At 69.4% G+C, this 24,426-nt stretch carries 21 protein-coding genes and 2 tRNA genes; 11 read left to right on the top strand and 12 right to left on the bottom strand.

All coding sequences use genetic code 11. The features are described from left to right. Positions 1–2: 2 nt before the first annotated feature. The gene (locus AAHM41_RS12510; protein ID WP_342236870.1) at positions 3–941 is read right to left on the bottom strand and encodes a carbohydrate ABC transporter permease; all 939 of its coding nucleotides are present in this window, start codon (positions 939–941) and stop codon (positions 3–5) included. Between the two features lie 199 nt (positions 942–1,140). On the opposite strand from AAHM41_RS12510, the gene AAHM41_RS12505 reads away from it, so the two are divergent. Then, on the top strand, positions 1,141–2,187 hold the full coding sequence (locus AAHM41_RS12505) for a LacI family DNA-binding transcriptional regulator (RefSeq protein ID WP_342236869.1): 1,047 nt from the start codon (positions 1,141–1,143) through the stop codon (positions 2,185–2,187). Here AAHM41_RS12505 and AAHM41_RS12500 read toward each other — a convergent pair. The 3 genes from AAHM41_RS12500 to AAHM41_RS12490 are packed head-to-tail and all read right to left on the bottom strand — an operon-like array spanning position 2,177 to position 5,122. Further along, positions 2,177–3,130 carry a calcium-binding protein gene (locus AAHM41_RS12500; RefSeq protein ID WP_342236868.1) on the bottom strand — a complete coding sequence of 318 codons (954 nt, stop codon included), beginning with the start codon at positions 3,128–3,130 and terminating at the stop codon, positions 2,177–2,179. The genes AAHM41_RS12505 and AAHM41_RS12500 overlap by 11 nt on opposite strands. A gap of 54 nt (positions 3,131–3,184) precedes the next feature. Beyond that, positions 3,185–4,105 (bottom strand): calcium-binding protein, encoded by a 921-nt coding sequence (locus AAHM41_RS12495; protein ID WP_342236867.1) that lies wholly within the window; start codon positions 4,103–4,105, stop codon positions 3,185–3,187. Positions 4,106–4,156: 51 nt separating this feature from the next. Continuing rightward, positions 4,157–5,122 carry a calcium-binding protein gene (locus tag AAHM41_RS12490; RefSeq protein ID WP_342236866.1) on the bottom strand — a complete coding sequence of 322 codons (966 nt, stop codon included), beginning with the start codon at positions 5,120–5,122 and terminating at the stop codon, positions 4,157–4,159. A 288-nt stretch (positions 5,123–5,410) separates the two neighbouring features. On the opposite strand from AAHM41_RS12490, the gene AAHM41_RS12485 reads away from it, so the two are divergent. Next, a complete protein-coding gene (locus tag AAHM41_RS12485; protein ID WP_342236865.1) occupies positions 5,411–5,749 on the top strand; it encodes a hypothetical protein in 339 nt (112 codons plus the stop codon). Positions 5,750–5,789: 40 nt separating this feature from the next. On the opposite strand, the gene AAHM41_RS12480 is transcribed toward AAHM41_RS12485, so the two are convergent. After that, on the bottom strand, positions 5,790–6,860 hold the full coding sequence (locus AAHM41_RS12480; RefSeq protein WP_342236864.1) for a hypothetical protein: 1,071 nt from the start codon (positions 6,858–6,860) through the stop codon (positions 5,790–5,792). A 164-nt stretch (positions 6,861–7,024) separates the two neighbouring features. Here AAHM41_RS12480 and AAHM41_RS12475 point away from each other — a divergent pair, with 164 nt between their 5' ends. Further along, positions 7,025–7,606 (top strand): hypothetical protein, encoded by a 582-nt coding sequence (locus AAHM41_RS12475; protein ID WP_342236863.1) that lies wholly within the window; start codon positions 7,025–7,027, stop codon positions 7,604–7,606. A gap of 52 nt (positions 7,607–7,658) precedes the next feature. Here AAHM41_RS12475 and AAHM41_RS12470 read toward each other — a convergent pair whose 3' ends face one another. Next, positions 7,659–8,981 carry a dicarboxylate/amino acid:cation symporter gene (locus tag AAHM41_RS12470; RefSeq protein ID WP_342236862.1) on the bottom strand — a complete coding sequence of 441 codons (1,323 nt, stop codon included), beginning with the start codon at positions 8,979–8,981 and terminating at the stop codon, positions 7,659–7,661. A gap of 304 nt (positions 8,982–9,285) precedes the next feature. Here AAHM41_RS12470 and AAHM41_RS12465 point away from each other — a divergent pair, with 304 nt between their 5' ends. Both AAHM41_RS12465 and AAHM41_RS12460 read left to right on the top strand, forming a co-directional pair. After that, complete coding sequence (locus AAHM41_RS12465; protein WP_342236861.1) at positions 9,286–11,166, top strand: ATP-binding protein; 1,881 nt, start codon at positions 9,286–9,288, stop codon at positions 11,164–11,166. Positions 11,167–11,188: 22 nt separating this feature from the next. Beyond that, positions 11,189–12,541 carry a sigma-54-dependent transcriptional regulator gene (locus AAHM41_RS12460; RefSeq protein ID WP_342236860.1) on the top strand — a complete coding sequence of 451 codons (1,353 nt, stop codon included), beginning with the start codon at positions 11,189–11,191 and terminating at the stop codon, positions 12,539–12,541. An 84-nt stretch (positions 12,542–12,625) separates the two neighbouring features. Here the strand turns inward: AAHM41_RS12460 and AAHM41_RS12455 are convergent, their stop codons facing one another. The 3 genes from AAHM41_RS12455 to dxs all read right to left on the bottom strand — a co-directional run bounded on the left by AAHM41_RS12455 (position 12,626) and on the right by dxs (position 15,670). After that, positions 12,626–12,823 (bottom strand): hypothetical protein, encoded by a 198-nt coding sequence (locus tag AAHM41_RS12455; protein ID WP_342236859.1) that lies wholly within the window; start codon positions 12,821–12,823, stop codon positions 12,626–12,628. Positions 12,824–13,045: 222 nt separating this feature from the next. After that, positions 13,046–13,606 (bottom strand): hypothetical protein, encoded by a 561-nt coding sequence (locus tag AAHM41_RS12450; RefSeq protein ID WP_342236858.1) that lies wholly within the window; start codon positions 13,604–13,606, stop codon positions 13,046–13,048. Between the two features lie 147 nt (positions 13,607–13,753). Continuing rightward, complete coding sequence (gene dxs, locus AAHM41_RS12445) at positions 13,754–15,670, bottom strand: 1-deoxy-D-xylulose-5-phosphate synthase (protein ID WP_342236857.1); 1,917 nt, start codon at positions 15,668–15,670, stop codon at positions 13,754–13,756. A gap of 327 nt (positions 15,671–15,997) precedes the next feature. Here dxs and AAHM41_RS12440 point away from each other — a divergent pair. After that, a tRNA-Ser gene (locus AAHM41_RS12440) sits at positions 15,998–16,089 on the top strand. Positions 16,090–16,122: 33 nt separating this feature from the next. On the opposite strand, the gene AAHM41_RS12435 is transcribed toward AAHM41_RS12440, so the two are convergent. Then, on the bottom strand, positions 16,123–16,383 hold the full coding sequence (locus AAHM41_RS12435; protein ID WP_342236856.1) for a DUF1127 domain-containing protein: 261 nt from the start codon (positions 16,381–16,383) through the stop codon (positions 16,123–16,125). A gap of 128 nt (positions 16,384–16,511) precedes the next feature. On the opposite strand from AAHM41_RS12435, the gene AAHM41_RS12430 reads away from it, so the two are divergent. Further along, positions 16,512–16,587 (top strand) — tRNA-Thr (locus AAHM41_RS12430). 147 nt (positions 16,588–16,734) lie between these two features. Continuing rightward, on the top strand, positions 16,735–17,907 hold the full coding sequence (locus tag AAHM41_RS12425) for a class I SAM-dependent methyltransferase (RefSeq protein ID WP_342236855.1): 1,173 nt from the start codon (positions 16,735–16,737) through the stop codon (positions 17,905–17,907). Between the two features lie 5 nt (positions 17,908–17,912). Here AAHM41_RS12425 and AAHM41_RS12420 read toward each other — a convergent pair whose 3' ends face one another. Then, positions 17,913–18,377: a YaiI/YqxD family protein gene (locus AAHM41_RS12420; protein WP_342236895.1), complete on the bottom strand. Its 465-nt coding sequence runs from the start codon at positions 18,375–18,377 to the stop codon at positions 17,913–17,915. 107 nt (positions 18,378–18,484) lie between these two features. On the opposite strand from AAHM41_RS12420, the gene AAHM41_RS12415 reads away from it, so the two are divergent. From AAHM41_RS12415 to AAHM41_RS12405, 3 genes are all read left to right on the top strand, one after another. Further along, complete coding sequence (locus AAHM41_RS12415) at positions 18,485–19,543, top strand: DNA topoisomerase IB (RefSeq protein ID WP_342236854.1); 1,059 nt, start codon at positions 18,485–18,487, stop codon at positions 19,541–19,543. Positions 19,544–19,935: 392 nt separating this feature from the next. After that, complete coding sequence (locus AAHM41_RS12410) at positions 19,936–21,678, top strand: ABC transporter permease (protein WP_342236853.1); 1,743 nt, start codon at positions 19,936–19,938, stop codon at positions 21,676–21,678. An 11-nt stretch (positions 21,679–21,689) separates the two neighbouring features. After that, positions 21,690–23,030: an ABC transporter ATP-binding protein gene (locus AAHM41_RS12405; protein ID WP_342236852.1), complete on the top strand. Its 1,341-nt coding sequence runs from the start codon at positions 21,690–21,692 to the stop codon at positions 23,028–23,030. 32 nt (positions 23,031–23,062) lie between these two features. Here the strand turns inward: AAHM41_RS12405 and AAHM41_RS12400 are convergent, their stop codons facing one another. Further along, entirely contained in the window at positions 23,063–24,274 is a 1,212-nt protein-coding gene (locus AAHM41_RS12400) for an aminotransferase class V-fold PLP-dependent enzyme (RefSeq protein ID WP_342236851.1), read from the bottom strand. Between the last annotated feature and the right edge of the window lie 152 nt (positions 24,275–24,426).

Here is a 24,426-nt window from a genome sequence, read left to right as displayed (position 1 = left end):
CCTCACTCGAGATCCGAGCTGCCGGCGCGCAGCGCCCGCATCTGCAGTATGGTGATCAGGATCAGCACCGCGAACAGCGCCACCGACATCGCCGAGGCGTAGCCCATCTTCGAGAAGCGGAAGGCGCTTTCGTAGACGTACCAGATGATCGCGCTGGTCGAATTCGCCGGCCCGCCCTGGGTGGTGACGGCGATGGTGTCGAACACCTGGAACGACCCGATCACGCTGGTCACCAGCACGAACACCAGCACCGGGCGCAAGAGCGGCAGGGTGATGCGGCGGAACACCACCCACTCCCCCGCCCCTTCCAGCCGCGCCGCCTCGTACAGCGACCGCGGGATCGCCTGCAGCCCGGCATAGAACAGGAGGGCGGTCAGGCCGACATGGCGCCAGATGTTGATCCCGGCGATCGACATGATGGCGAGGTCGGACGTCGCCAGGAAGGATTGGCGCGGCACACCGATCAGCCCGAGGAAGGCGTTGGTCATGCCCAGCAGCGGGTCGAGCAGCCAAAGCCAGATCAGCGCGGCGATGACGTTGGACAGGAGATAGGGCGCGATCACCACCGCCCGCAGCGCCACCGATTTGCTGAGCCGGTCCATCATCACCGCCAGGGCAAGGCCGAGCACGGTCTGCAGCGGGATGTTGTACAGCACATAGGCGATGGTGATGCGGGCCGACTGCCAGAAGCGCGGGTCTTGGGCCAGCTTCACATAGTTGTCGAAGCCGATGAATTTCGGCGCCCGCATCAGGTTCCAGTCGGTCAGGCTGATCTCGACCGCCCGCAGCGTCGGGTACAGGTAGAAGATGCCGAAGCCGATCAGCGCCGGCAGGATGAACAGCCAGCCGGTCACGTTGCGCTGCAGCGCCGCCCGCAGCTTCGGGCGGCGTTGCAGCCACCCCCCGGCGGCCGCCGGCCTGCTCAACTCCGCTGCCACCATCCTCGACCATCCTCCCCGGATCGAGCCCCGGCATCTCTTGGAAGCGGGGCTTCTGTCTGCGGGGTGACACGTGTCACTATCGTTACTAACACGTGTTAGCTATAGTCAAACCAGATCCGGCCGGCTTGTCAAGCGCCGACCGGCATGGCACAGGGGGCGAGGCGCTCCGGACGGCCGGACGCCCCGTGAAGCGGAAGACATGGAACGACGCAGGGTCACCAGCCATGATGTCGCCCGCCGGGCCGGGGTGTCGCGCGCCACCGTCTCGATGGTGCTGAATCGCTCCGACGCGGTGGTGATCAGCGCCGAGACGCGGCAGCGCGTGCTGGACGCGGCGGCGGCGCTGGGCTATCGGCCGAACTCGGCGGCGCGGATGCTGGTGCGCGGCGACACCGAGACCATCGGTCTGGTCGTGACCGACCCGCAGGTGCTGGCGGTCGACGGCTTCGTGCCGCAGCTGCTGTACGGCATCAGCCAGGCGACGAGCGAGAGCGGCTATCGCATCCTGCTGGAAGGGGTCGAGCCCGGCGCCGGCCCGCATGCCTATGCCGATCTGGTCGAGGGCCGCCGGATCGACGGGCTGATCGTGCTGAACCCGCCGACCGACGCGCCGCAGATCCATGCGCTGATCGACCAGGGCTTCCCGCTGGTGCTGCTCGGCTCGGTCCGCCACCCGCGCGAGCACGCCTGCAACTTCTCCACCCGCCGCGCCATCCGCCGCTCGATGGACCATCTGGTCGGGCTGGGGCACCGGGCGATCGCCCATATCGGCTTTTCGCCGCCGGGCTTCGTCGCCACCGATGCGCGGCTGAACTCCTACCGCGAATCGCTGCGCGCCCACGGCATCGAGCCGGATGACCGGCTGGTCGCCTATGGCGCCTTCAGCGCCGAGAGCGGCCACTGGGCGATGCGCGAGCTGCTGGACCGCGCCGGACCGAGGCCGACCGCGGTGCTGGCCGGCAACGACACCATCGCGCTAGGCGCCCTGGCGGCGCTGACCGATGCCGGTCTGTCGGTGCCGGACGACATCGCCATCGTCGGCTTCGACGACCTGCCCTTCGCCGCGCTGCTGCGCCCGGCCCTGACCACGGTGCGCAACCCGGGCGTCGAGCAGGGCCGCCAGGCGGCGCAGTTGCTGATCCGCCTGCTCAAGGGCGAGACGGTCGAGCAGCGCCGCATCGCCCTGCCGACCGAGCTGGTGGTCCGCGACTCCTGCGGCGCCCGGCGGCGGGAGGTCAGAGGATGAAGTCCGCCGCCGCCAGCTGCGTCAGGTCCCGGATCGTCACGGCGAGATCGGCGACGCCGTCGCCATCGGCATCCGCAGAGACCAGGAGGTCCTCGCCGACGGCCTCATAACGCAACTCGCCGGCCACGCCGCTGAAGGCCGCGGTGCCGATGAAGGCGAAGGCCTGGTCGCCTGGCGCGGTGAGGTCTGCGTCGATGCGCGACAGGTCGATCCGGTCGCGGGACGTGAGGTCGAGGATGGTGTCCTCCTGCCCCGGCAGGCTCTCGGTCAGCCGGTCGATCCGGATGATGTCGGCGCCCGGGCCGCTGGACAGCCCGTCGGCGCCGAGCCCGCCGACCAGGACGTCGTCGCCGATGCTGCCCTCCAGCCGGTCGGTGCCGCCGCTGCCGGACAGCAGGTCGTCGCCGCTCGAGCCCCGCAGGAGATTGCCGCCGTCCGTCCCGACCAGGATGTCGTGCCCGCCGGTGCCGTTGGCATCCTCGAAGTTCCGCACGGGCGTTTCGAGGAACATGCCCGGCTGGTCCTTGAGCCCGATCAGCGCGGTCCCGTTGCCGAGATGGACGAAGACGCCCCGGCCGAAGAAGGAGAGGCCGTCCTTGCCGTCGCCGCCATCCAGCACACTGCCCGCGCCCTGGGCGTAGATGCCGAGGGACACGTGGTCGTCCCCGGCACCTCCGCTGAAGGTCAGATGCCCGATCCCGGCGGCATCCCACAGGCTCACCTCCTCCGAGCCGGGCCCGCCGCGGATCGCGTCTCCGCCGTCATCGAGCTGGATCCTGACATGCCCCGTGTTCCCCGGATCCACCTCGATCAGATCCGCTCCCGCATACGCCTCGACATGGATCCAACCATCGCTGGCCGGCACGACGAGATGGTCGTCGCCGTCGGTCCCGTAGATCTCGAGATAGTCCCAAACGCTGGCAGCTCCCTGGAGCTCCGTCATGTCATCTCCTCCTTGCATGGTGCCGAGGGGTTCCCGCGGCCGGCCGGGGACCGGTCACAGGATGAAGTCGTCCTTCGCCATCCCGGTCACCCCCGTCACCGTGACGGCGAAGTCGGCGACTTGGTCGCCGTCGGCATCTGCCAGGAGCCGGAGGTCGTTCCCCACGACCTCGGTGCGCAGTTCACCGGCCGACCCGCTGAAATCAGCGGTACCGATGAAGGCGAAGGCCTGCTCACCCGCCGTCGTGAGATCGGCGTCGATGCGCGAGAGGTCGATCGTGTCGCTGATGCTGAAATCGAGGATGGTGTCCTCCTCGCCCGGCAGGCTCTCCACCAGCCGGTCGACCCGGATGATGTCGGCGCCCCTGTCGCTCTGCAGGCCGTCGGCGCCGCGCCCGCCGACCAGGATGTCGTCGCCCCAGCCGCCTTCCAGGTGATCCGTGCCGCCGCGGCCGGAGAGGAGATCGTTGCCGAGAAAGCCCCGGAAGGCATTCCCCCGGTCAGATCCGACCAGGATGTCGTGTTCCCCGGTGCCATCGACCCAATCGAAATTGAGAAGCGACAGCTCGTGAAACACGCCCGGCTCGCCGTCGCGCCCGATCAGCGCCGTTCCCTTCCCCAGATCCGCAAAGATGCCTCGGCCATGGAGCCAGAATGAATCCCGGCCGGCGCCACCATCCAGGACGATGTTGTCGCCGATCTCGGCGCTATCGTTCAAAAAGACGATATCGTTGCCGGCGCCCCCGTAGAATTGCGTATTCTCGATCGGCGAGTCTTCGTACCAGCTCAGGTAGTCCACTCCAGGTCCGCCGTAGACCGTGTCTCCTCCGTCGCGGAGCGAGATGCTGCAGCGACCAGTGTGCGCGGGGTCCACCTCGATCAGATCCGATCCCGTATTGGCATAGATAGAATCAAAATCATCATTGGCCGGCACGATGATGTGATCGTCACCGACGGTTCCTTGATAGTTGGCCATGCCACGCCTCCAGGAATGAAATCATCAGTAGGACGAGCCGGGGTACGACGGTCAGAGGATGAAGTCCGACGCCGCCAGCTGCGCGAGGTCCCGGACCTTGACGGCGAGATCGGCGACGCTGTCGCTGTCGGCATCCGCCGAGACCAGAAGGTCTTCTCCTTGCACCTCGTAGCGCAGTTCACCGGCCGACCCGCTGAAATCAGCGGTGCCGACGAAGGCGAAGGCCTGGTCACCCGCCGTCGTGAGATCGGCGTCGATGCGCGAGAGGTCGATCGCGTCGCGGAACGTGAAGTCGATGATGGTGTCTTCCTGGCCCGGCAGGCTTTCGACCAGCCGGTCGATCCGGATGATGTCGGCCCCCTCGTTGCTTTCGAGGCCGTCGGCGCCATGCCCGCCGACCAGGATGTCGTCACCCGGGCCCCCTTCCAAGCGATCCGTGCCGCCATGACCGGACAGGAGATCATCGCCCCAACTGCCGGAGAGTAAATTTCCCCCCTCTTTCCCAACAAGTATGTCGTGCCCAAGACCACCTGTTGCGTCTTCAAAGTTGAGTATCGGCATCTCGTAAAATACGCCCAGCTCGTTTTCGAGTCCGACAAGTGCGGTCCCGTTTTCGAGATGCACGAAAACGCCACGACCATCGCCGTAGAAGCTGTCCTTCCCTGCGCCGCCATCCAGAAAATTACCTTCTCCCAGGCCAGGGCCGGGGCCCAAAAAGGAAACCAGGTCATCCCCGGCTCCCCCGTGAAATTCGACGTTCTCGATCTTGGTCTCGCTCGTGATGGACATCCGCTCCGCGCCGGGCCCGCCATGGATCGTGTCTCCTCCATCATCGAGCCAGATGACGACGTGTCCCGTATTCCCGGCATCGACCTCGATCAGATCCGACCCGGTATAGGCCTCGACATAGTTCCAGTAGTCGTTGGCGGGCACGACGAGGTGGTCGTCGCCGTCGGTCCCGTGGATTTCGAGATAATCCCAATTGTCAGCGACAGTCGTCCCATGGCTCTCGGTCATGTCGTGCCTCCATGATTGGCGCCTGCATGGGCACCATCACATGTGAGGATCGAGCGGTAAACATTTGTATTTTAAGGAATTTATTGAATAACATTTGCCAATCAAGATAATACGATCAGGCCGGTCGAACGACACGGCGTCGCGTCGCCGGCCGTGCCGGCGCTCCGCGATTCCGGCGCGGCAAGCGTCGGTCCAGGGCACCCAAAATCCTGCACATTTAAGAGTAATCCGCTATATCATCGATGCTCATCTCCGGTTTGCGGAGATGCGATAGTCGAAGGATTGATCATGCACTATTCGAGATGGGCATTGTTCGCCCTGGCCGCGTTTGGCGGCCTGGCCGCGGCCACCCCGGCGATGGCGGCCGACGATCTGGAATTCACCCTCACCAACGCCACCTCGGTCAGCGCCACGGAATTCTACGTGTCGCCGGTCGATGTCGACGATTGGGAGGACAATCTGCTGGATGGCAAGTACCTGCCCGCCGGCAACGAGGTGACGGTGACCATCGGCGACGGCCGGCGCACCTGCACCTACGATCTGAAGACGGTGTTCGAGGACGGAAGGACGGCAGAGAACAACGGCGTCGACCTCTGCCAGACCGGCAAGTACACGGTGCACGAGTGACCGGATGCCGGGGCGGTGCCACGCCGCCCCGGCCCGGACGTCACGGGATCGAGGGCACGCAGCCCGGCCGGTCGAACAGCGCGGCCAGGCCGCAGGCCGAGGTCAGCATGCGGTCGCCGTCATGGCCGACGCCCTGGACCAGCAGCAGCCGCTGCCGGAACCCGTCCGGATGGCGGCCGCGCAGATATCGGATATAGGCCTCGCCGCGGGCGAGGCGGTAGGGCCCTTGCGCCTCGGCCATGCAGCTCTTGTCCAGCGCCGGGTGGTTCGGGTCGGTGTCGGCGGTGCCGAGCAGATAGGTCACGTCGCGGCCGAGATAGGCCTGCTCCACCGCCGCCGGAGTCGCCGCCCCGGCATACGACGGCAGATCGGCCATGCCGTATTTCCAGCGGTCGAATTTCGGGCAGGACGCGGCGCCAGCGAAGGGGGCGAAGCCGCCCTCCCCGTCCGGCCGGTCGGGGCTGAAATAAGCGTAGGAGGATGGGTTGGCGACGACGTAGCGGACGGCGACGCCGGCCGCGATCGGCGCCGCCTCGCCCTGGCCGAGGATGGCGTAGCGCTGCACCACCTGGCCGCCGCCGGAATGGCCGGCCACCACGATCGTCGTCAGGTCGGGGAACAGCGCGCGGTCGGCCAGCTTCGCCAGGATCGCGTCGAGCCCGGCGAAGGCGCTGATGGGGGCCGGGCCCCTGGCGTCGCCGCCGCCCTCCCAGCCGGTGGTGCCCCAGCGCAGCGTGCCGGCCGGCAGATGATGGGTCTCCGCATCGGTCTCTGAGAGGAACTGCGGCACCACCAGGATCGTGGGCTGGTCCGCCTCCCCCGCTGCCGCGAGGGCCTTCTCAGCCGAGGCGCGGTAGACGTCGGCGTTGCGCAGCCGGCCGTGGATCACGATCACCGCCCGGGTGACGCCCGGAAGCGGCCGCGACCAGTCGCGCGAGAGATAGAGCGCCAGCTCGCCGCTGCCGGCCGGCGTGGTCACCGGCAGGCGCCGGTCGGCGACTTCCTTGACCGGCTTCGCGGCTGGGCTCTCATCGGCCGCCCGAAGCGGCACCACCGCGGCCAGCATGGCCGTCGCGGCCAGGACCAGGGCCGTGGCATTTCGCGGAATCACGCTGGATATCCCTCGCTGTGACGGGTCCTACACGACGGACCGGCCTGCCGCCGGCGGCCATACCCCTCGCACATGTCTTCATCCGCCATCGTCATGCGCCGCCAAGGAGATGTGCGGGCAATACTCGCCTTACCTGTCCATCCCAAACGAAGGAGGCCGAGCCCATGGCCGGTGCGCAGCATACTTCCATCGAAGACATCATCGAGACCGTCGACATCGAATCCGACCAGCCGCTCGACCAGGCGAAGCTGCGGGCGGATCTCGCCCGGTATGCGCGGATCCTGAGCACCGACACAGAGCTGTCGCTGACCCCGGAACTCGACGAGGACACCCGTCGGGACCGGGTGCGGGCCATCATGCTCAAGGCGAGCTATTTCTGCATGCTCGACACCGCCGCCACGGATGCGGAATCGGCCGACAACCAGCTCCGGATCGTGCTCGGCGGCCTCGACGGCCATGAATATAGCGGCCTGTCGCGCAAGCAGGAGCGCGAGATCCGTGGCTTCATCGAGGCGGCCCACGCCGACGGCAAGGTCACCTTCGAGGAGACCATCGACTTCCTGGCCGTGGTGAACCGCGCGGCCGAGGACGTCGCGCCCGACCTTCCCGCGTCCAGCCTCGCAACGGCGAAGTTCTATCTGGAAGAGCACGGGATCGAGCCGACCGAGGCGCGGGTCCGGGCCCTGGCCGAGGCCGCGGAGAACACTGTTGCCGACACGATCGACGAGGTCGAGGAAGCCGCCTGAGGCCGCGGCCGGCGGGGCGGGCGGCAATGATCTCGCCGTCCGCCCCATTGCCTCACTCCGCCGGCGCGGGCGCCGTGGCCTCTTCCGGCGCCGGCAGGGGGTCGCCAGCCAAGGCGGCCCGCAGCCGGTTCTCGTCGAGCGCGCCTTCCCAGCGGGCGACCACGACGGCGGCGACGGCGTTGCCGATGAAGTTGGTCAGCGCCCGGCATTCCGACATGAAGCGATCGACGCCGAGGATCAGCGCCATGCCGGCGACCGGCACCGTCGGCACCACCGACAGCGTCGCCGCCAGGGTGATGAAGCCCGAGCCGGTGACGCCGGCCGCGCCCTTGGAGCTGAGCATCGCCACCAGCAGCAGCAGGATCTCGTCGCCGAGCGAGAGATGCGTGTCCGTCGCCTGGGCGATGAACAGCGCCGCCATGGTCATGTAGATGTTGGTGCCGTCGAGGTTGAAGGAGTAGCCGGTCGGGATCACCAGCCCGACCACCGGCTTGGCGCAGCCCGCCCGCTCCATCTTCTCCATCACCGCCGGCAGTGCGGCCTCCGACGAGCTGGTGCCGAGCACCAGCAGCAGCTCGGCCTTGATGTAGCGGATCAGGGCGATGATCGAGAAGCCGTTGTACCGGGCAACGGCGCCCAGCACGACCAGCACGAAGACCAGCGCCGTGGCGTAGAAGGTGCCGACCAGGAAGGCCAGGTTGGCGATCGAGCCGATGCCGAACTTGCCGATGGTGAAGGCCATGGCGCCGAAGGCGCCGATCGGCGCCACCTTCATCAGGATGGCGACGACCTTGAACACCGCGCCCGACACCGACTTCAGCATGTTCAGCACCGGCGCGCCCTTCTCGCCGGTCATGGCGAGGCCGACGCCGAACAGCACTGAGACGAACAGCACCTGCAGGATGTCGCCGCCGGTGAAGGGGCTGAGCATCGTGGTCGGGATGATGTTGGTCAGGAACCCGACGATCGATTGCTCGTGCGCCTGGGTCGCATATTTCTCCACCACCTTCGCATCGAGCGTCGCCGGGTCGATGTGCAGGCCGGCGCCCGGCTGCACCAGGTTGGCGATCACCAGGCCCACGACCAGCGCCAGGGTGGAGAAGACCAGGAAATAGATCATCGCCTTGGCGCCGACCCGCCCGACCTTCTCCAGGTCGTGCATGCCGGCGATGCCGGTGACCACGGTCAGGAAGATCACCGGCGCGATGATCATCTTCACCAGCTTGATGAAGGCGTCGCCGAGCGGCTTCAGCGATGCGCCTAGGTCCGGGTAGAAATGGCCGAGCAGGATGCCGATCGCGACGGCGATCAGCACCTGGACGTAGAGATGGCGGTAGAAGGGGATGGGACGCGGGGCGGCGTCGGCAGTGGCCATGGCACACACTCCTCGGGGCGCGGACCGCGATGACCGCGGCGACGCCGGCATGGGGTTTCCTGCCGCCCCGGGGATGCCCCTTCTTGCGGACGGCTGCCCGGAAGGGTGCAATCGCCGTGCCAGCCAAGGCTGGATTCGCGCCATTCCCCTATCTTCTTGATTGGTAAGAGCCATTCCCGGACGTCCGGCGCTCACCTCGGGCCGATGCGTGCGGAATCCCGCACAGGCCCTGATTGGACCAGGCGGAGATCCGCACATCCCTTCGCCGCAGTCATTCCGGCCTCGCGGTGCTAGACTCGCCGGCATGACCGCCGTCGACCGTCCCCTGACCGCCGCAGCCCCGGCCCGGCCTGCCGCACCGCCGGCCGCGCCGCACCGATGGCGCAGCTGGGCGGTTTTCGCCGCGATCGGCATCGCCCTGTTCGCCGCCGTGGTCTGGCTGGCCGGGCCGGTCGGGCGCGACCGGGCGCTGGACGAGATCGCGCGTTCGGCCGAGGCGGCGCTCGGGCTGCACGTCGCGATGCTGCGCAGCGAGCTGGAGAAGCAGCGCTCCCTGCCCTTCGTCCTGGCGCAGGACCCGGATGTCCGCGCCGCGCTGACCGCCGCCAACGATCGCCAGCGGCTGGACGGGATCAACGCCAAGTTCGAGGCGCTGAGCCGGGGCACGCGGGCGGCGGTGATCTATCTCTTGGACCGCGGCGGCACCGCGATCGCGGCCAGCAACTGGCGCGAGCCGATCAGCTTCGTCGGCCAGCACTACGCGTTCCGCGGCTATTACCAGCGGGCGGTCGAGACCGGCGAGGCCGAGTTCTTCGCCATGGGCACGATGAGCCGCAAGCCGGGCTCGTACCTGTCGCGCCGGATCGACGGCCCGAACGGCCTGCTCGGCGTGATCGTGGTCAAGGTCGAGTTCGACGAGATGGAGGAGGCCTGGGGCCGCTTCGCCGAGACCGCCTTCGTCACCGACGAGCGCAATGTGGTGCTGCTGACCGACGTGCCGGAATGGCGCTTCCGCAGCTTCGGCCCGCTGCCGGAGGAAGAGCGCGCGGCGGTGCGCGAGAGCCTGCAATACGGCGGCGCCCCGCTCGACCCGCTGCCGATCGCGCCCGACACGGCCTCGCCCCGGCCCGAGGCGGTGACCGCGACCCTGCCGGGCGCGCGGATGACCGGGCGCTTCCTCGCCCTCGCCGCCCCGGTGCCGACCACCGGCTGGACCCTGCACCTGCTGGCGCCGACCTCGCCCGCCGTCGGCCGCGCCATGATGGACACGCGGCTGATCGCCGGGCTGGTGACGCTGCTGGCCCTGGCGGCCGCAGCCGCCCTGCTCTATCGCCGCAACCGCGCCCTGACCAACACGGCGCGGCAGGCGGCGGCGCAGGCGGAGTTGGAGCGCCGCGTCGCCGAGCGCACCCGGGCCCTGAACGACGCCAACCAGCGCCTGACCGAGGAGATGGAGGAGCGGCGCCGCGGCGAGCAGCGCCGGCAGCAGTTGCAGGAGGAGCTGACCCAGGCCAACCGCCTGGCCATTCTGGGCCAGGTCGCAGCCAGCGTGGCGCATGAGATCAACCAGCCGGTGGCGGCAATCCGCGCCTATGCCGACAACGCCTCGGTGTTCCTGGAACGGGAAAAGCCGGCGGCGGTGCGCGAGAACCTGTCGACCATCGCCGGGCTGACCGACCGGGTCGGCACCATCACCCAGCATCTGCGCGCCTTCTCGCGCAAGGCGACCGGCCGGGTCGAGGCGACCTCCTGCGCCGATGCGGTCGAAGGTGCCTTGATCCTGACCCGCCCGCGCATCCGCCGCCAGTCGGTCCGGCTTGTGCAGGACCTGCCGCCGGGCGATGTCCGGGTGGTGGCGGAGCGGGTGCGGTTGGAGCAGATCCTGGTCAATCTGCTGCAGAACGCACTCGACGCCGTCGACGGCCGGCCTGCTGCCGAGATCCGCATCGCGGTGGACGCCAGGACCGAGGAGGTTAGGATCGCGGTGTCCGACACCGGCAAGGGCCTCGACCCCGATACGATGAAGGCGCTGTTCATCCCCTTCGCCACCTCGAAGCCGGCCGGGCTCGGCCTCGGCCTGGTGATCTGCCAGGACATCGCGCGGGAGTTCGGCGGCAGCATCACCGCCACCAACCGGGATGGCGGCGGCGCCGTCTTCACCGTGACGCTGAGACGGGCGCAATGAGGGCGCCCGGGAGACGGGCTGCATGAAAGCGGGGCAAGTGGTCTTCGTCGACGACGAGGCCGAGATCCGGCACGCCAATGTGCAAAGCCTGGAGCTGGCCGGCTTCGAGGTCACGGCGCTGGCCTCCGCCCGCGCCGCACTGGCGGCGGTCGACCGCGACTTCCCGGGCGCCGTGGTCACCGACATCCGCATGCCGGAGACCGACGGCCTGGCGCTGTTCGGCCAGCTCCGCGAGCTCGACCCCGACCTGCCGGTGATCCTGATCACCGGCCATGGCGACATCGCCATGGCGGTCGGCGCCATGCGGGACGGCGCCTATGACTTCCTGGCCAAGCCCTACCCGGCCGAGCGGCTGGTCGACAGCGTCCGCCGGGCGGTGGAGAAGCGGCGGCTGGTGATCGAGAACCGGCGGCTGAAGGCGCAGCTCGAAGAGGCCGACGACCTTGCCTTCCTCGGCGACACGCCGGAGATGGAGCGGTTGCGCGACGCCGTGCGCAACGTCGCCGACGCCGATGTCGACGTGCTGGTGCTGGGCGAGACCGGGTCGGGCAAGGAGGTGGTGGCCGAGGCGCTGCACCGCTGGAGCCGGCGGCGGTCGAAGCCGCTGGTGGCCCTGAACTGCGGCGCGCTGCCGGAGAGCGTGATCGAGAGCGAACTGTTCGGCCATGAGGCCGGCGCCTTCACCGGGGCGCAGAAGCGCCGCATCGGCCGGATCGAGCATGCCGATGGCGGCACCTTGTTCCTGGACGAGGTCGAGAGCATGCCGGCGGCGCTGCAGGTGAAGCTGCTGCGGGTGCTGGAGGAGCGAGCGGTGGCGCCGCTCGGCACCAATGAGCGCCGACCGCTGGACCTGCGCGTGGTCGCTGCGACCAAGACTGACCTCGCCGCGGCGTCGCAGGAGGGGAAGTTCCGGGCCGACCTGTACTACCGGCTCAACGTGGTGACGCTGCGCATCCCGCCGCTGCGCGAGCGCCGGGCCGACATCCCGCTCTTGTTCGCCCATTTCCTGGCCCGCGCCGCCGAGCGCTTCCGCCGCGACCCGCCGCCGCTCGGCGACCCCGTGCGGCGGCACCTGCTGGACCATGACTGGCCGGGCAATGTGCGGGAGCTGGCGCATTTCGCCGACCGGGTCGCGCTCGGCCTCGGCGGGTTTGACGCCCCGGCCCCGGCGGAGGCGCAGGCCAGCCTGCCGGAACGGGTCGAGCGCTACGAGGCCGCCCTGCTGCGCGAGGCGCTGGCGGCGCATCGCGGCGACGTGCGGGCCACCATCGAAGCCCTCGGCCTGCCGCGCAAGACCTTCTACGACAAGCTCACCCGCCACGGCATCGACCCGAACGACTATCGGGTGGAGCCGATCGGAAGGAAGACGGGGTGAGCGCATTGGATCCGTGCGGACCGAGCTGGAAAGCGTCATCGCAAGGCCCCCGGCCTGAGCCGGGAGGCGCGGCGAACCAGTCCGTCAGCCGGGTCGGTGTCGCCTGGCCTCGGCAATGACCTGATCCAGCTCCGCCAGGAGTTCGTCCAACGTCACCGTCCCGTCGCGGTCACCCTCCTGTTCGGCTTCCCCGAGCATCGCCATGAAGGCACGGCGGCGATCCTCAGCGGATTTGTCGGCAAGGCCTTCGAGCTTCGACGTCGGCGGCGGGTCGGTCGTCATGGTCAACCTATTCCAGACCGACGACAGGGTGAGGCCAAACGGGATCGAAGGCAAATCAACGTTGCCTCTCCCGTTTGCGGGAGAGGTCGGAGACGCGAAGCGGCTCCGGGTGAGGGGAGTTTGTCGAGGCGGGGACCAACCCTCACCCGGTCTCGCTGCGCGAGCCCGGCCTCTCCCGCCAGGCGGGAGAGGCAACGCAAGGGTGCGAACCCTGCCCTTCGTCTACGGCAGCTTGACGAAATCCGCGTCGATCGTGGTCTCGACCTTGCCGTTCATCGTCCGGGTGTAGTGCAGCGACAGCTTGCCCGGGGCGGTCAAGGTACGGCGATAGGTCTGCAACTCGGTCTGGCCGCCGGACTTCGCTGTCAGCTCGGTGGTCAGCACCGATCCCTCCAGCCGCGCCTTGGCCTGGGCGCCGCTGTCCAGCTTGGCGGTCCAGACATTCGGCGTCTTGCCGGGCGCGAAGATTGCGGTGTTCTCGCGCATCTTGAGCTGGTCGTCATTGGCGGCGCCGTCGCGCGGCCCCTCGGCGCTGCGCCAGCGCAGGAACAGGCCGCCATCGGCCGAGGCGTCGATCACCAGCGCCGCGGCACGGCGGGTGTCGCCCTCGCCCTGGCTGGCACCGACCCAGGAGCCGCGGAACGCCTCGATCCCGGTGACCGCTGCCGCCGGCGCCGCAGCGGCCGGAGCAGCCGCAGGCGGCTTGGTCTCCCCGGATGCCGGAACGCAGGCGCCCAGCGCCGTGATCGCAGCCACCCCCAGGATGGCGTGCCGCAGCCTCATCGTGTCCCCCTTCCCGTCCCCACAGGATCGATTCGACGGCCATCTTCGCCGATGCGGCGCCCCCGCCGCACGGGAAATCGGCCCCGCACAAAGGAAAACGGCCGCCCCGACGGATCGGGACGGCCGTTTCGGTCCGAATGGAAGCCGTCAGGCCCGGATCACGCTCGTGGCCGGGGCATCGAGGCCCAGCGCCGCGGCGGCGGTGGCGACGATGTCCTGCGCCGACAGCGCCGCCTCGGCATATTGCAGCTCCGGCTTCTCGTGGTCCTGGAACCGGTCCGGCAGCGTCATCGGCCGCATCTTCAGCCCGTGGTCCAAGAGGCCGGCGCGGGCCAGGTGATGCAGCACGATGCTGCCGAAGCCGCCCTCGGCCCCCTCCTCCACCGTGATCAGCACGGCGTGGTGGCGGGCCAGCTGGCCGACCAATTCGGTGTCAAGCGGCTTGGCGAAGCGGGCGTCGGCGACGGTGGTCGACAGGCCCATCCCGCCCAGAGCCTCGGCCGCCGCCAGGCATTCCTGCAGCCGGGTGCCGTAGCTGAGCAGCGCGATGGTCGTGCCCTCGCGCAGCACGCGGCCCCTGCCGAGCGGCAGCGGCTTGCCGCGGGCCGGCAGCTCGACGCCGACGCCGTCGCCGCGCGGATAGCGGAAGGCCGAGGGCCGGTCGTCCAGCGCGGCGGCGGTCGCCACCATGTGCACCAGCTCGGCCTCGTCGGCCGCGGCCATCAGCACCATGCCGGGCAGGCAGCCGAGATAGGGGATGTCGAAGGCGCCGGCATGGGTGGCGCCGTCGGCGCCGACCAGCCCGGCGCGATCGATGGCGAAGCGCACCGGCAGGTGCTGGATCGCCACGTCGTGCACCACCTGGTCGTAGGCGCGCTGCAGGAAGGTCGAGTAGATCGCGCAGAACGGCTTGAAGCCCTCGGTCGCCATGCCGGCGGCGAAGGTCACCGCATGCTGCTCGGCGATGCCGACATCGAAGCTGCGCTTCGGGAAGCGCTGGGCGAACTTGTCCAGGCCGGTGCCGGACGGCATGGCGGCGGTGACGGCGACGATGCGCTCATCCGCCTCCGCCTCCTGGATCAGCGCCTGGGCGAAGACGCCGGTGTAGCTCGGCGCGTTGCTCTTCGGCTTGGACTGGGCGCCGGTGATGACGTCGAAGCGAGTGACGCCGTGATACTTGTCCGGCGCCGCCTCGGCCGGGCCGTAGCCCTTGCCCTTCTGGGTGACGACATGGATCAGCACCGGGCCGTCATCGGCGTCGCGGACATTCTCGAGCACCGGCAGCAGGTGGTCGAGATTGTGCCCATCGATCGGGCCGACATAGTAGAAGCCCAGCTCCTCGAACATGGTGCCGCCGGTGACGAAGCCGCGGGCATATTCCTCGGCCCGCTTGGCGGCACGCGCCACCGGCTTCGGGAACACCGCGGTGACGTCGCGCATCAGGTGCCGCAGCGAGCGGTAGGAGCGCGAGGAGATCAGCCGCGACAGATAGGCGCTCATGGCGCCGACCGGCGGGGCGATCGACATGTCGTTGTCGTTGAGGATGACGACCAGGCGGCTCTTCAGCGCGCCGGCGTTGTTCATCGCCTCATAGGCCATGCCGGCGCTCATCGCGCCGTCGCCGATCACCGCGACGACTCGGAAGTCCTCGCCCTTCAGGTCGCGCGCGACGGCCATGCCGAGGCCAGCCGAGATCGAGGTCGAGCTGTGTGCCGCGCCGAACGGGTCGTACTCGCTCTCCGACCGCTTGGTGAAGCCGGACAGGCCGCCGCCCTGGCGCAGGGTGCGGATGCGATCGCGCCGCCCGGTCAGGATCTTGTGCGGATAGGCCTGGTGGCCGACATCCCAGATCAGCTTGTCGCGCGGCGTGTCGAACACGCGGTGGATGGCGACGGTGAGTTCGACCACTCCAAGTCCGGCGCCGAGATGGCCGCCGGTGGTCGAGACGGCGTCGATGGTCTCGGCCCTGAGCTCGTCGGCGACCTGCTTCACGTCGGAAGCCGGCAGGAGTCGGAGGTCTGTGGGGGTATGGATGGTGTCGAGCAGCGGCGTGACTGGCTTCATTCAGCTTCGCTTTCGGCAGGCTTGGTCCGGCGGTTCGGGCGGCTTCGGCGTCGGTCTCTCTCGCACCGTGACGGCAGACATTCGGCCGAAGCACCCATCATTTTCCTGCCCCGTAGTCTTTCCAGCACTATAGAGGAGCGCAGGCGCGATCAAGAAAATCCGGTGACGGGGCCATGGCCGGATGCCGATTTGCCACACCCTGAGGCGGTCGCGCCACGGGCCGATCACGGCCGGGCAGCGGAGCGGGCCGGGATGCGGCGCGAGCCGTCATTGACAAGGCCTCGAAGCCCCCTTAAGAACCCGGACCGAGCGGCGCTGCCGTTCGACGGAGGGGTGGCCGAGTGGCTGAAGGCAACGGTTTGCTAAACCGTCCACGGGAGAAATTCCGTGCCCGGGTTCGAATCCCGGTCCCTCCGCCACCCTACGCCTGACGGCTTCGGGTGGCCGGCCATTCAGCGCCAGAACGGCTTCGACAGCTCGGCCAGCACGTCGCCGCGGGTCCAGCCGAGATCCTTCAGATCCGGCTCCGACAGACCGGCCAGGGCCCGGCGCTGGCGGATCCGTTCAAGCGCATCCTCCAACGCCAGCATCAGGCGCCACGCCCATGACCCGGCCGGCCCGGGCCACATCGTCCCGGGCGCGTTGTTGTCATTGGCGCTCCGCCCAGCCAATGCGCTCAGGACGCCGGGCGCGGTCGAACCGATACCCCACATCGCCGGCCCCGCAGCCAGACCCGCTCCGGGAATGATAGAGCCGAGGGACCCAGCCCGACCAGCGTGTCGCGCGGCGGCCGCCTCCCCGCTGGACAGCGGCGGCGGGACTCGTTAGGGAATGGGCCGGCGCCGGATTAGCTCAGTCGGTAGAGCAGCGGTTTTGTAAACCGAAGGTCGCGGGTTCGACCCCTGCATCCGGCACCATCCTCCAAACCTCCAAACCCCTGGGCCCGGCTGCCGCCGGGGCGTGACAGATCAGGATCGGCCGCCTATCCTGCCCTCCTGTTTCTGAGCGTTTCCGGGAATCTCCGGATATCTCCGGGCGCGTCGAGGGTTTCCGGGGGGAATTTGATGCAGAATTCGACCATCCGCCGCGCCTGTTTCGTCTGCGGCTCGACCGAGGGCGAGACGGTGTTCGAGACGGCGATGGATGTCTGCGGCCTCGGCCGGGTCACCTACGCCCTGCGCTGCTGCTCCGATTGCGGCCTGACGCTGCAGGACCCCGCGGTCTCGCCCGAGACCATGCTGCGCCAGTACCAGACCTTTTCCAACTACACCGCCTTCGGCGGCGGCGAGCCGCCGCTGATCGACACCGCCCGGCGGATGATCGCCATGATCCAGGCCGATGGCGTGCGGCCCGGCCGGATGTACGATGTCGGCGCCTCCAGCGGCTCGATGCTCTGGCATTTCCGCAAGCTGGGCTGGACCGTGGCCGGCTGCGACCTGTCGCCCAAGGCGGTCGAGCAGGCGCGCGAGCGCAACGGCATCGAGGTCGATCTCGGCGGCGACGAGGAGGCCCTGCCGCATCGCGCCGGTCAGGACCTGATCACCTTCTCGCATGTGCTGGAGCACATCTACGACCCGGCGGCGACGCTGCGGCGGGTGCACGCGGCCCTGGCCGAGGGCGGGCTGCTGCTGCTCGAGGTGCCGTGCCTGGCCGCGCCGGAGGTCAACCCGCCCGGCCTGTTCATGATGGAGCACGTCAACTATTTCGACGAGACCTCGCTCGACAACCTGCTGGCCCGCACCGGCTTCGGCATCCTGCAGGCGCCGGTCACGGTCGAGCACTACCCCTACCCCGTGATCACCGTCCTGGCCCGCAAGCAGGCGCCGCAGCCCGACCGGCCACTGGTCGGCGGCTTCGCCAAGAACCGCGCCTTCTGCCGGGCCTATGGCGATGTCGAGAAACGGCGCTGGGGCGTGGTCGAGGAGCGGCTGCAGGCCGGCATCCGGCCGGGCGAGGAGGTCTATGTCTGGGGCGCCGGGCTGCACACCTCGACCATGCTGGAGCGCACCTCGCTGGAGAGCCATGCCCGGATCCTGGCGATCACCGACCGCGACGCGCAGAAGCACGGCCACAGTGTCGGCCGCCACGCCGTGATCGCGCCCGAGGACGTGCTGCGCAGTGGCCGCAAGGTGGTGATCTCCAGCTTCCCGTCCGAGCGCCAGATCGGCGAGGGGCTGCTGCAGGCGGGCGTGCCGCGGGATAGGATCGTGTCGCCGCACGGGCAGTTCGCCCCGTAAGCCCCTCAGGCCGGCCGGGACGGCGGGTTGCGGCGCAGCCGCACCACGGCGGCGTCGAGCGCCGACAGGAAGGTGGACTTGTCCTTGGCCACCATCGGCTTGTTGCCGCCGCTGACGGTGCCCATGGCGCGCAGATCGGCCATCAGCGCCCGGCTTGCCAGCGCCATGCCGATCGATTCCTTGGTGAAGGGCCGCCCGGTGTTGCCGATCACCGTGGCGCCGGCCTTCAGGCAGCGGTCGGCCAGCGGGATGTCGGCGGTGACCACGATGTCGGACGGCCCGGCGCGCTCGGCGATCCAGTCGTCGGCGGCGTCGAAGCCGTCGCTGACGATCACCAGTTGGATCCGGGGGTCGCGCGGCACCAGCACCCCGCCATTGGTGACGACGAAGACGGTCAACCCGTAGCGCTCGGCGACGCGGTAGATCTCGGCCTTCACCGGGCAGGCATCGGCGTCGACAAGAATACGGATGGGATCGGTCACAGGCGTCGGCACGGTTGCAGTCGGGACCGGAACCATAGCGGCGGCGGCGCCGTTGGTCCAAGCGCCGTTCCCCGACCAGGACCCGCGTTTCCAGAATGGCCGACACCGCAACCCCTTCCCCACCCGACGAGGCGCGGGCGAGCGGGCTGCGCTATGTCTCCGACACCGAACCCGGCATAAGCCGGCGCCGGTCCGGCACCGGCTTCGCCTACCGCATGCCGGACGGCAGCCCGGTGCGCGACCGGGAGACGCTGGCCCGGATCCGGAAACTGGCGATCCCGCCGGCCTATACCGATGTCTGGATCTGCCTGAACCCGCGCGGCCATCTGCAGGCCAGCGGGCGCGACCAGCGCGGCCGCAAGCAGTACCGCTACCATCCGCGCTGGAAGGAGGCGCGGGCGGAGACGAAGTACAACCGCATGCTCGCCTTCGGCCGCGCCCTGCCCCGCATCCGCAAGCGGGTCGACGCCGATCTCGCCGAGCGCGGCCTGACCCGGACCAAGGTGCTGGCCGCGATCCTGCGCCTGCTGGAGGCGACGCTGATCCGCATCGGCAACGACGAATACGCCAGGGCGAACAAGAGCTTCGGCCTGACCACCCTGCGCAAGCGCCATGTCGATGTCGAGGGCGGCGCCGTGCGGTTCGAGTTCAAGGCCAAGAGCGGCCGGCTGCACCGCACCGCCTTCCGCGACCGCCGCATCGCCCGCATCGTCCGGTCCTGCCAGGACCTGCCGGGCCACCGGCTGTTCCAATATGTCGACGACGAGGGCGAGCGGCATTCGGTCGGGTCGGAGGAGGTGAACGAGTATCTGCGCGAGATCTCCGGCCAGGACTTCACCGCCAAGGATTTCCGCACCTGGGCCGGCACGCTGCTGGCCGCGCAGATCCTGGCCGCGGAGGCGGATCCTGAGGCGCCGCCGACCAAGGTTGCGGTGGTGCGCTGCATCGAGCAGGTGGCGGTGCAGCTGGGCAACACGCCGGCGGTGTGCCGCGCCTGCTACGTCCATCCCGGCCTGGTCGGCGCCTTCCTCGACGGCAACCTGGCGGCGACCCTGCGCTGGCCGCCCGGCGACGATCCGGACGGCCGCCGCGGCGAGGCCGCGCTGCTGCGCTTCCTGAAGCGGCTGGAGGTCGCGCCGGCCGCCCGGGCATGACCTTTTCCTTACAAATCGTACAGGACCGGAATACGGCTTGACCGCTTCGCCTCGCGGCGCGATATCGGCCCTGTCGGGACAAGTGCCCGACGCAACCAAGGACCCGCCGCTCCGATGAGCACGCCCAGTCGACCTAGCGCGACTTTGCCGGCGCCGACGCTGCGAGCCTGACCTTCGGGGTCCGGTTCACCTCGTCGCGCGGCCAGGCCGCGCCGGTGCGAGGTGAACCCATGAAGCACCAGTCTTTCCACCATCGTCCGTCCTATCGGCGCCTTTCCCTGGAGGGGAACGACCGAAGGCTGGGCTGACGCCGGCACTTCGCCGGCCGTTCCGCACCGCGTGTCCCCCTGGACGCGCGGCGATTGCGACTGCCTGCCTTCCGGACGGACATCATGACTTTCCACTATCCCGCCCTCGCGGCGGAGCGTCCGCGCTATCTGCCCAATCTCTGGGACCTGGTGGCGTTCGCCCTCGTCTTCGGCGCCATCGTGCTGGTCGCCCATGGCGGCCGCGCCACCCTGGCGCCGCTGGCTGGCCTCGAGCAGACGCCGGTCTCGCTCGATCCCCTGGCGCTGCCCGACTATGCGCTGCGCACCACGCTGCGCATGCTGGCGGCGATCGTCGCCTCGCTGGTCTTCACCTTCGTCTACGCCACCGCCGCGGCCAAGAGCCGGCGGGCGGAGATGGTGCTGATCCCGCTGCTCGACATCCTGCAATCGGTGCCGGTGCTGGGCTTCCTGTCCTTCACCGTGGTCGGCTTCATGGCCCTGTTCCCGGGCCAGGTGCTGGGCGTCGAATGCGCCGCGGTGTTCGCCATCTTCACCTCCCAGGCCTGGAACATGACCTTCAGCTTCTACCAGTCGCTGAAGACCGTGCCGCGCGACCTGGACGAGGCCAGCCGCAGCTTCCGCCTGTCGTCCTGGCAGCGCTTCTGGCGGCTGGAAGTGCCCTTCGCCATGCCCGGCCTGGTGTGGAACACCATGATGTCGATGTCGGGCGGCTGGTTCTTCGTGGTGGCGTCGGAGGCGATCTCGGTCGGCGACACCACCATCACCCTGCCCGGCGTCGGCTCCTATGTCGCCCAGGCGATCGACCAGCGCGACCTGGCCGCCGTCGGCTGGGCGGTGCTGGTGATGGGCGCGGTGATCCTGGCCTATGACCAGCTGCTGTTCCGGCCGCTGGTGGCCTGGGCCGAGAAGTTCCGCTTCGAGCAGTCTGCCGGCGCCACCCGCCCGCATTCCTGGCTGCTGACCCTGGTGCAGCGCACCCGGCTGTTCCAGCTGGCCCTGTCGCCGATCGGTTTCATGACCCGCACCGTGTCGCGCCGGCGCTTCGCCTTCATCCCGGCCGGGACCATCGATGACGGCATGGTGGCCCGCATCTGGTCCAGCCGCTGGGCCGATTGGGGCTTCATCGCCCTGCTGCTGGCCGCCATCGCCTATGCCCTGTGGCAGATCGTCGGCTTCGTCGCCACCGAGTTGAGCTGGGGCGATGCCGGAGAGGTGCTGGTGCTCGGCAGCTTCACCCTGATCCGGGTGGTGGTGCTGATTGCGCTGGCGACGCTGGTCTGGGTGCCGATCGGCGTCTGGGTCGGGCTGCGCCCCCGCGTCGCCGAGCGGGTGCAGCCGCTGGCCCAGTTCCTGGCCGCCTTCCCGGCCAACATCGCCTTCCCCTTCGCGGTGGTGGCGATCGTGCGGCTGGGACTCGACCCCGACATCTGGCTGGCCCCGCTGATGGTGCTGGGCACCCAGTGGTACATCCTGTTCAACGTCATCGCCGGCGCCAGCGCCTTCCCGACCGACCTCAAGGAGGCGGCGGCCAGCTTCCGCATCGGCGGCTGGAACTGGTGGCGCAAGGTGATCCTGCCCGGGATCTTCCCCTACTACGTCACCGGGGCGATCACCGCCAGCGGCGGGTCCTGGAACGCCAGCATCGTCGCCGAGGTGGCGAGCTGGGGCGACACCACCCTGACCGCGCACGGCCTCGGCGCCTACATCGCCCAGGCCACCAGTGCCGGAGACTATCCGCGCATCGTCCTCGGCATCGCCGTGATGTCGGTCTTCGTCACCCTGTTCAACCGGCTGCTGTGGCGGCCGCTCTTCACCTTCGCCGCCCGCCGGCTGCGCCTCGACTGAGGGCCACGACCATGTACCAGACCATTGCCCACACCCCCGCCGCCAAGGTCGCGAGTAACAACCCTGTCCTGATCGACATCGCCGGCGTCCGGCAGGCCTATCACAAAGGCGACAACGACCTGCTGGTGCTCGACGATGTGTCGATGAGCATCCGCGAGGGCGAGATCGTCGGGCTGCTGGGCCGCTCCGGCTCCGGCAAGTCCTCGCTGCTGCGGATCATCGCCGGGCTGGTGCCGCCCAGCGCCGGCCGGGTCAGCTGGTGCGGCCGCCCGGTCGCCGGCCCGTCCGAGGGCCTGTCGATGGTGTTCCAGAGCTTCGCCCTGTTCCCCTGGCTGACCGTGCTGCAGAACGTCGAGATCGGGCTGGAGGCCCAGGGCATCCCGGCGGCGGAGCGGCGGCGCCGGGCGCTGGAGGCGATCGACCTGATCGGCCTGGACGGCTTCGAGAGCGCCTATCCGAAGGAGCTGTCGGGCGGCATGCGCCAGCGCGTCGGCTTCGCCCGCGCCCTGGTGGTGCATCCCCGGCTGATGCTGATGGATGAGCCGTTCTCGGCGCTCGACGTGCTGACGGCGGAGACGCTGCGCACCGACCTGATCGACCTTTGGATGGAGGGCCGGCTGCCGATCAAGTCGATCCTGATGGTGACGCACAACATCGAGGAGGCGATCCTGATGTGCGACCGGGTCCTGATCTTCTCCTCCAACCCCGGCCGGGTGGCGGCGGAGATCCGGATCGACCTGCCGCATCCGCGCAACCGCCTGGACCCGGAGTTCCGGCGGATGGTCGACGACATCTATGCCCGGATGACCAATCGCGGGCCGGCGGAGAAGGCCGGGCCCAAGGCGGGGTTCCCCGGCACCGGCATCGGCATGGAGTTGCCGCATGTCTCGACCAACCTGATGTCGGGCCTGATGGAGGCGCTGGCCGCGCCGCCCTATAACGGCCGGGCCGACCTGCCGGACCTGGCGGCGACGCTGCAGATGGAGGCGGACGAGCTGTTCCCGATCGCCGAGACGCTGCAGCTGCTGCGCTTCGCCGACCTGGCCGACGGCGACATCCACCTGACCGAGCACGGGCGGCTGTTCGCCGAATCCGACGTCGACCACCGCAAGCGGCTGTTCGCGGCGCATCTCCTGGCGCATGTGCCGATCGCCGCCTTGATCCGGCGGGTGCTGGACGAGCGGCCGAGCCACCGCGCGCCCCGGCTGCGCTTCAGCGAGGAGCTGGAGGATTTCATGTCCGAGGACCGGGCCGAGGAAACGCTGCGGGCGGCGGTCTCCTGGGGCCGCTACGCCGAGCTCTTCGCCTATGACGGCGAGAGCGGCCAGTTCAGCCTGGAGGACCCGGTTTAGAGATACGGCTCCTACCCCAACCTACGCAGCGATCACCGCGGGAAGCGCAGCAGCGATTCCAGCCCCTTCCGCCCGCGGGCCAGGAGGCGCTCACGGGCGTCGCCCTGCGGCGGGTCGCCGGCGGCGCCGCGCAGCACCGCCAGCAGCCGTTCCAGCACCAGCTGTGCCTCGCCGTCATGCTGGTTGCAGGGGTCGAGATAGAAGTAGCCGTGCTCGACCTCGTGGTCGCGGACGATCACCGGCGGGTCGCCGGCGGCCAGCCGGTCGGCCACGTCCCAGGCGGCCAGGCCGGCCTTGGCCGGGTCGACCGTCACCTTGAGGCGGTCGAGCGGGTTGTCGGTCGGGTCCGGCTCGATCACCGCGGTGATGCCGGGCAGCCCGGCCAGGCCCTCGTGCCACAGCTTCAGGTGCCCGTCCTCGCGCGCCCGCGCCGCGGCGTGGTCGCGCGTCTCCCAGGCGTCGAGCGCGGCGATGGTGCCGACCACGCCCTCCTTGCCGACCTTCATGCCGCGGCCGATGCCCCGATTCTGCAGGAAGGCGGCGCGCACCAGGTCCTCGCGGCCGGCGACGATGCCGGCAGTCGGCCCACCCAGGAACTTGTGCGAACTGTAGATGACGAGATCCGCGCCCTTGGCCAGGAAGCCGGTCAGGTCGTATTCCGAGGCGGCGTCGACGATCACCGGCACGCCCTTGGCCCGGCAGATCGCGGCGAACTCCTCGAGCGGGATCTGGCCGTACTGCACGACATGGTGCGAGACCACGTAGAGCGCCGCGGCGGTGTGCTCGGTAATGGCCCCGTCCAGCTGGTAGCCCGCGGCCGAGGTGGCGGTGCCGACCGGCACCACCCTGGCGCCGGCCAGCCGCACCGCCTGGTCGACCGGGGCGCCGTAGCTGACCATGTGGCCGACCTGCAGCAGCACCTCGGTCTTCGGCAGGCCCGTGGTGTCGGGCAGCCGCTCGATCGCCAGCAGGTCGTCGCCGGTCATGGTGCCGGCCACGGCCAGGCTGATCCCGGCCGAGGCCGAGGCGGTGACGAAGCCGGCCTCGGCGGCGCAGGACTTGGCGATCCGGGCGCTGGCCTTGCGCTGCAGGTCGGTGATCTCGACGAATTGCGGCAGCACCTCGGCCACGGCCTGCACCGCCTCAGGCACCACGATCGAGGCGCCCAGCGAGGTCATGGTGCCGGAGACGTTGATCACCGGGCGCAGGCCCAGGCGGCGGCGGATATCCTCGTTCGACTTCATGGGCGTGCCTCCTGGCATGGGCTGGTGAACGGGCGACAGCACGTGCTGAGGGGCCGGTGCCACCCCCTCACCCGGAACCGCTGCGCGGTTCCGACCTCTCCCCGAGGGTGAGGCGCAACGTATCCCCTCTCCTCGGGGGGAGGGAAGGACCC

It is taken from the genome of Inquilinus sp. OTU3971 (genome assembly GCF_038440215.1).
This window is presented reverse-complemented; position numbering and strand designations above follow the sequence as displayed.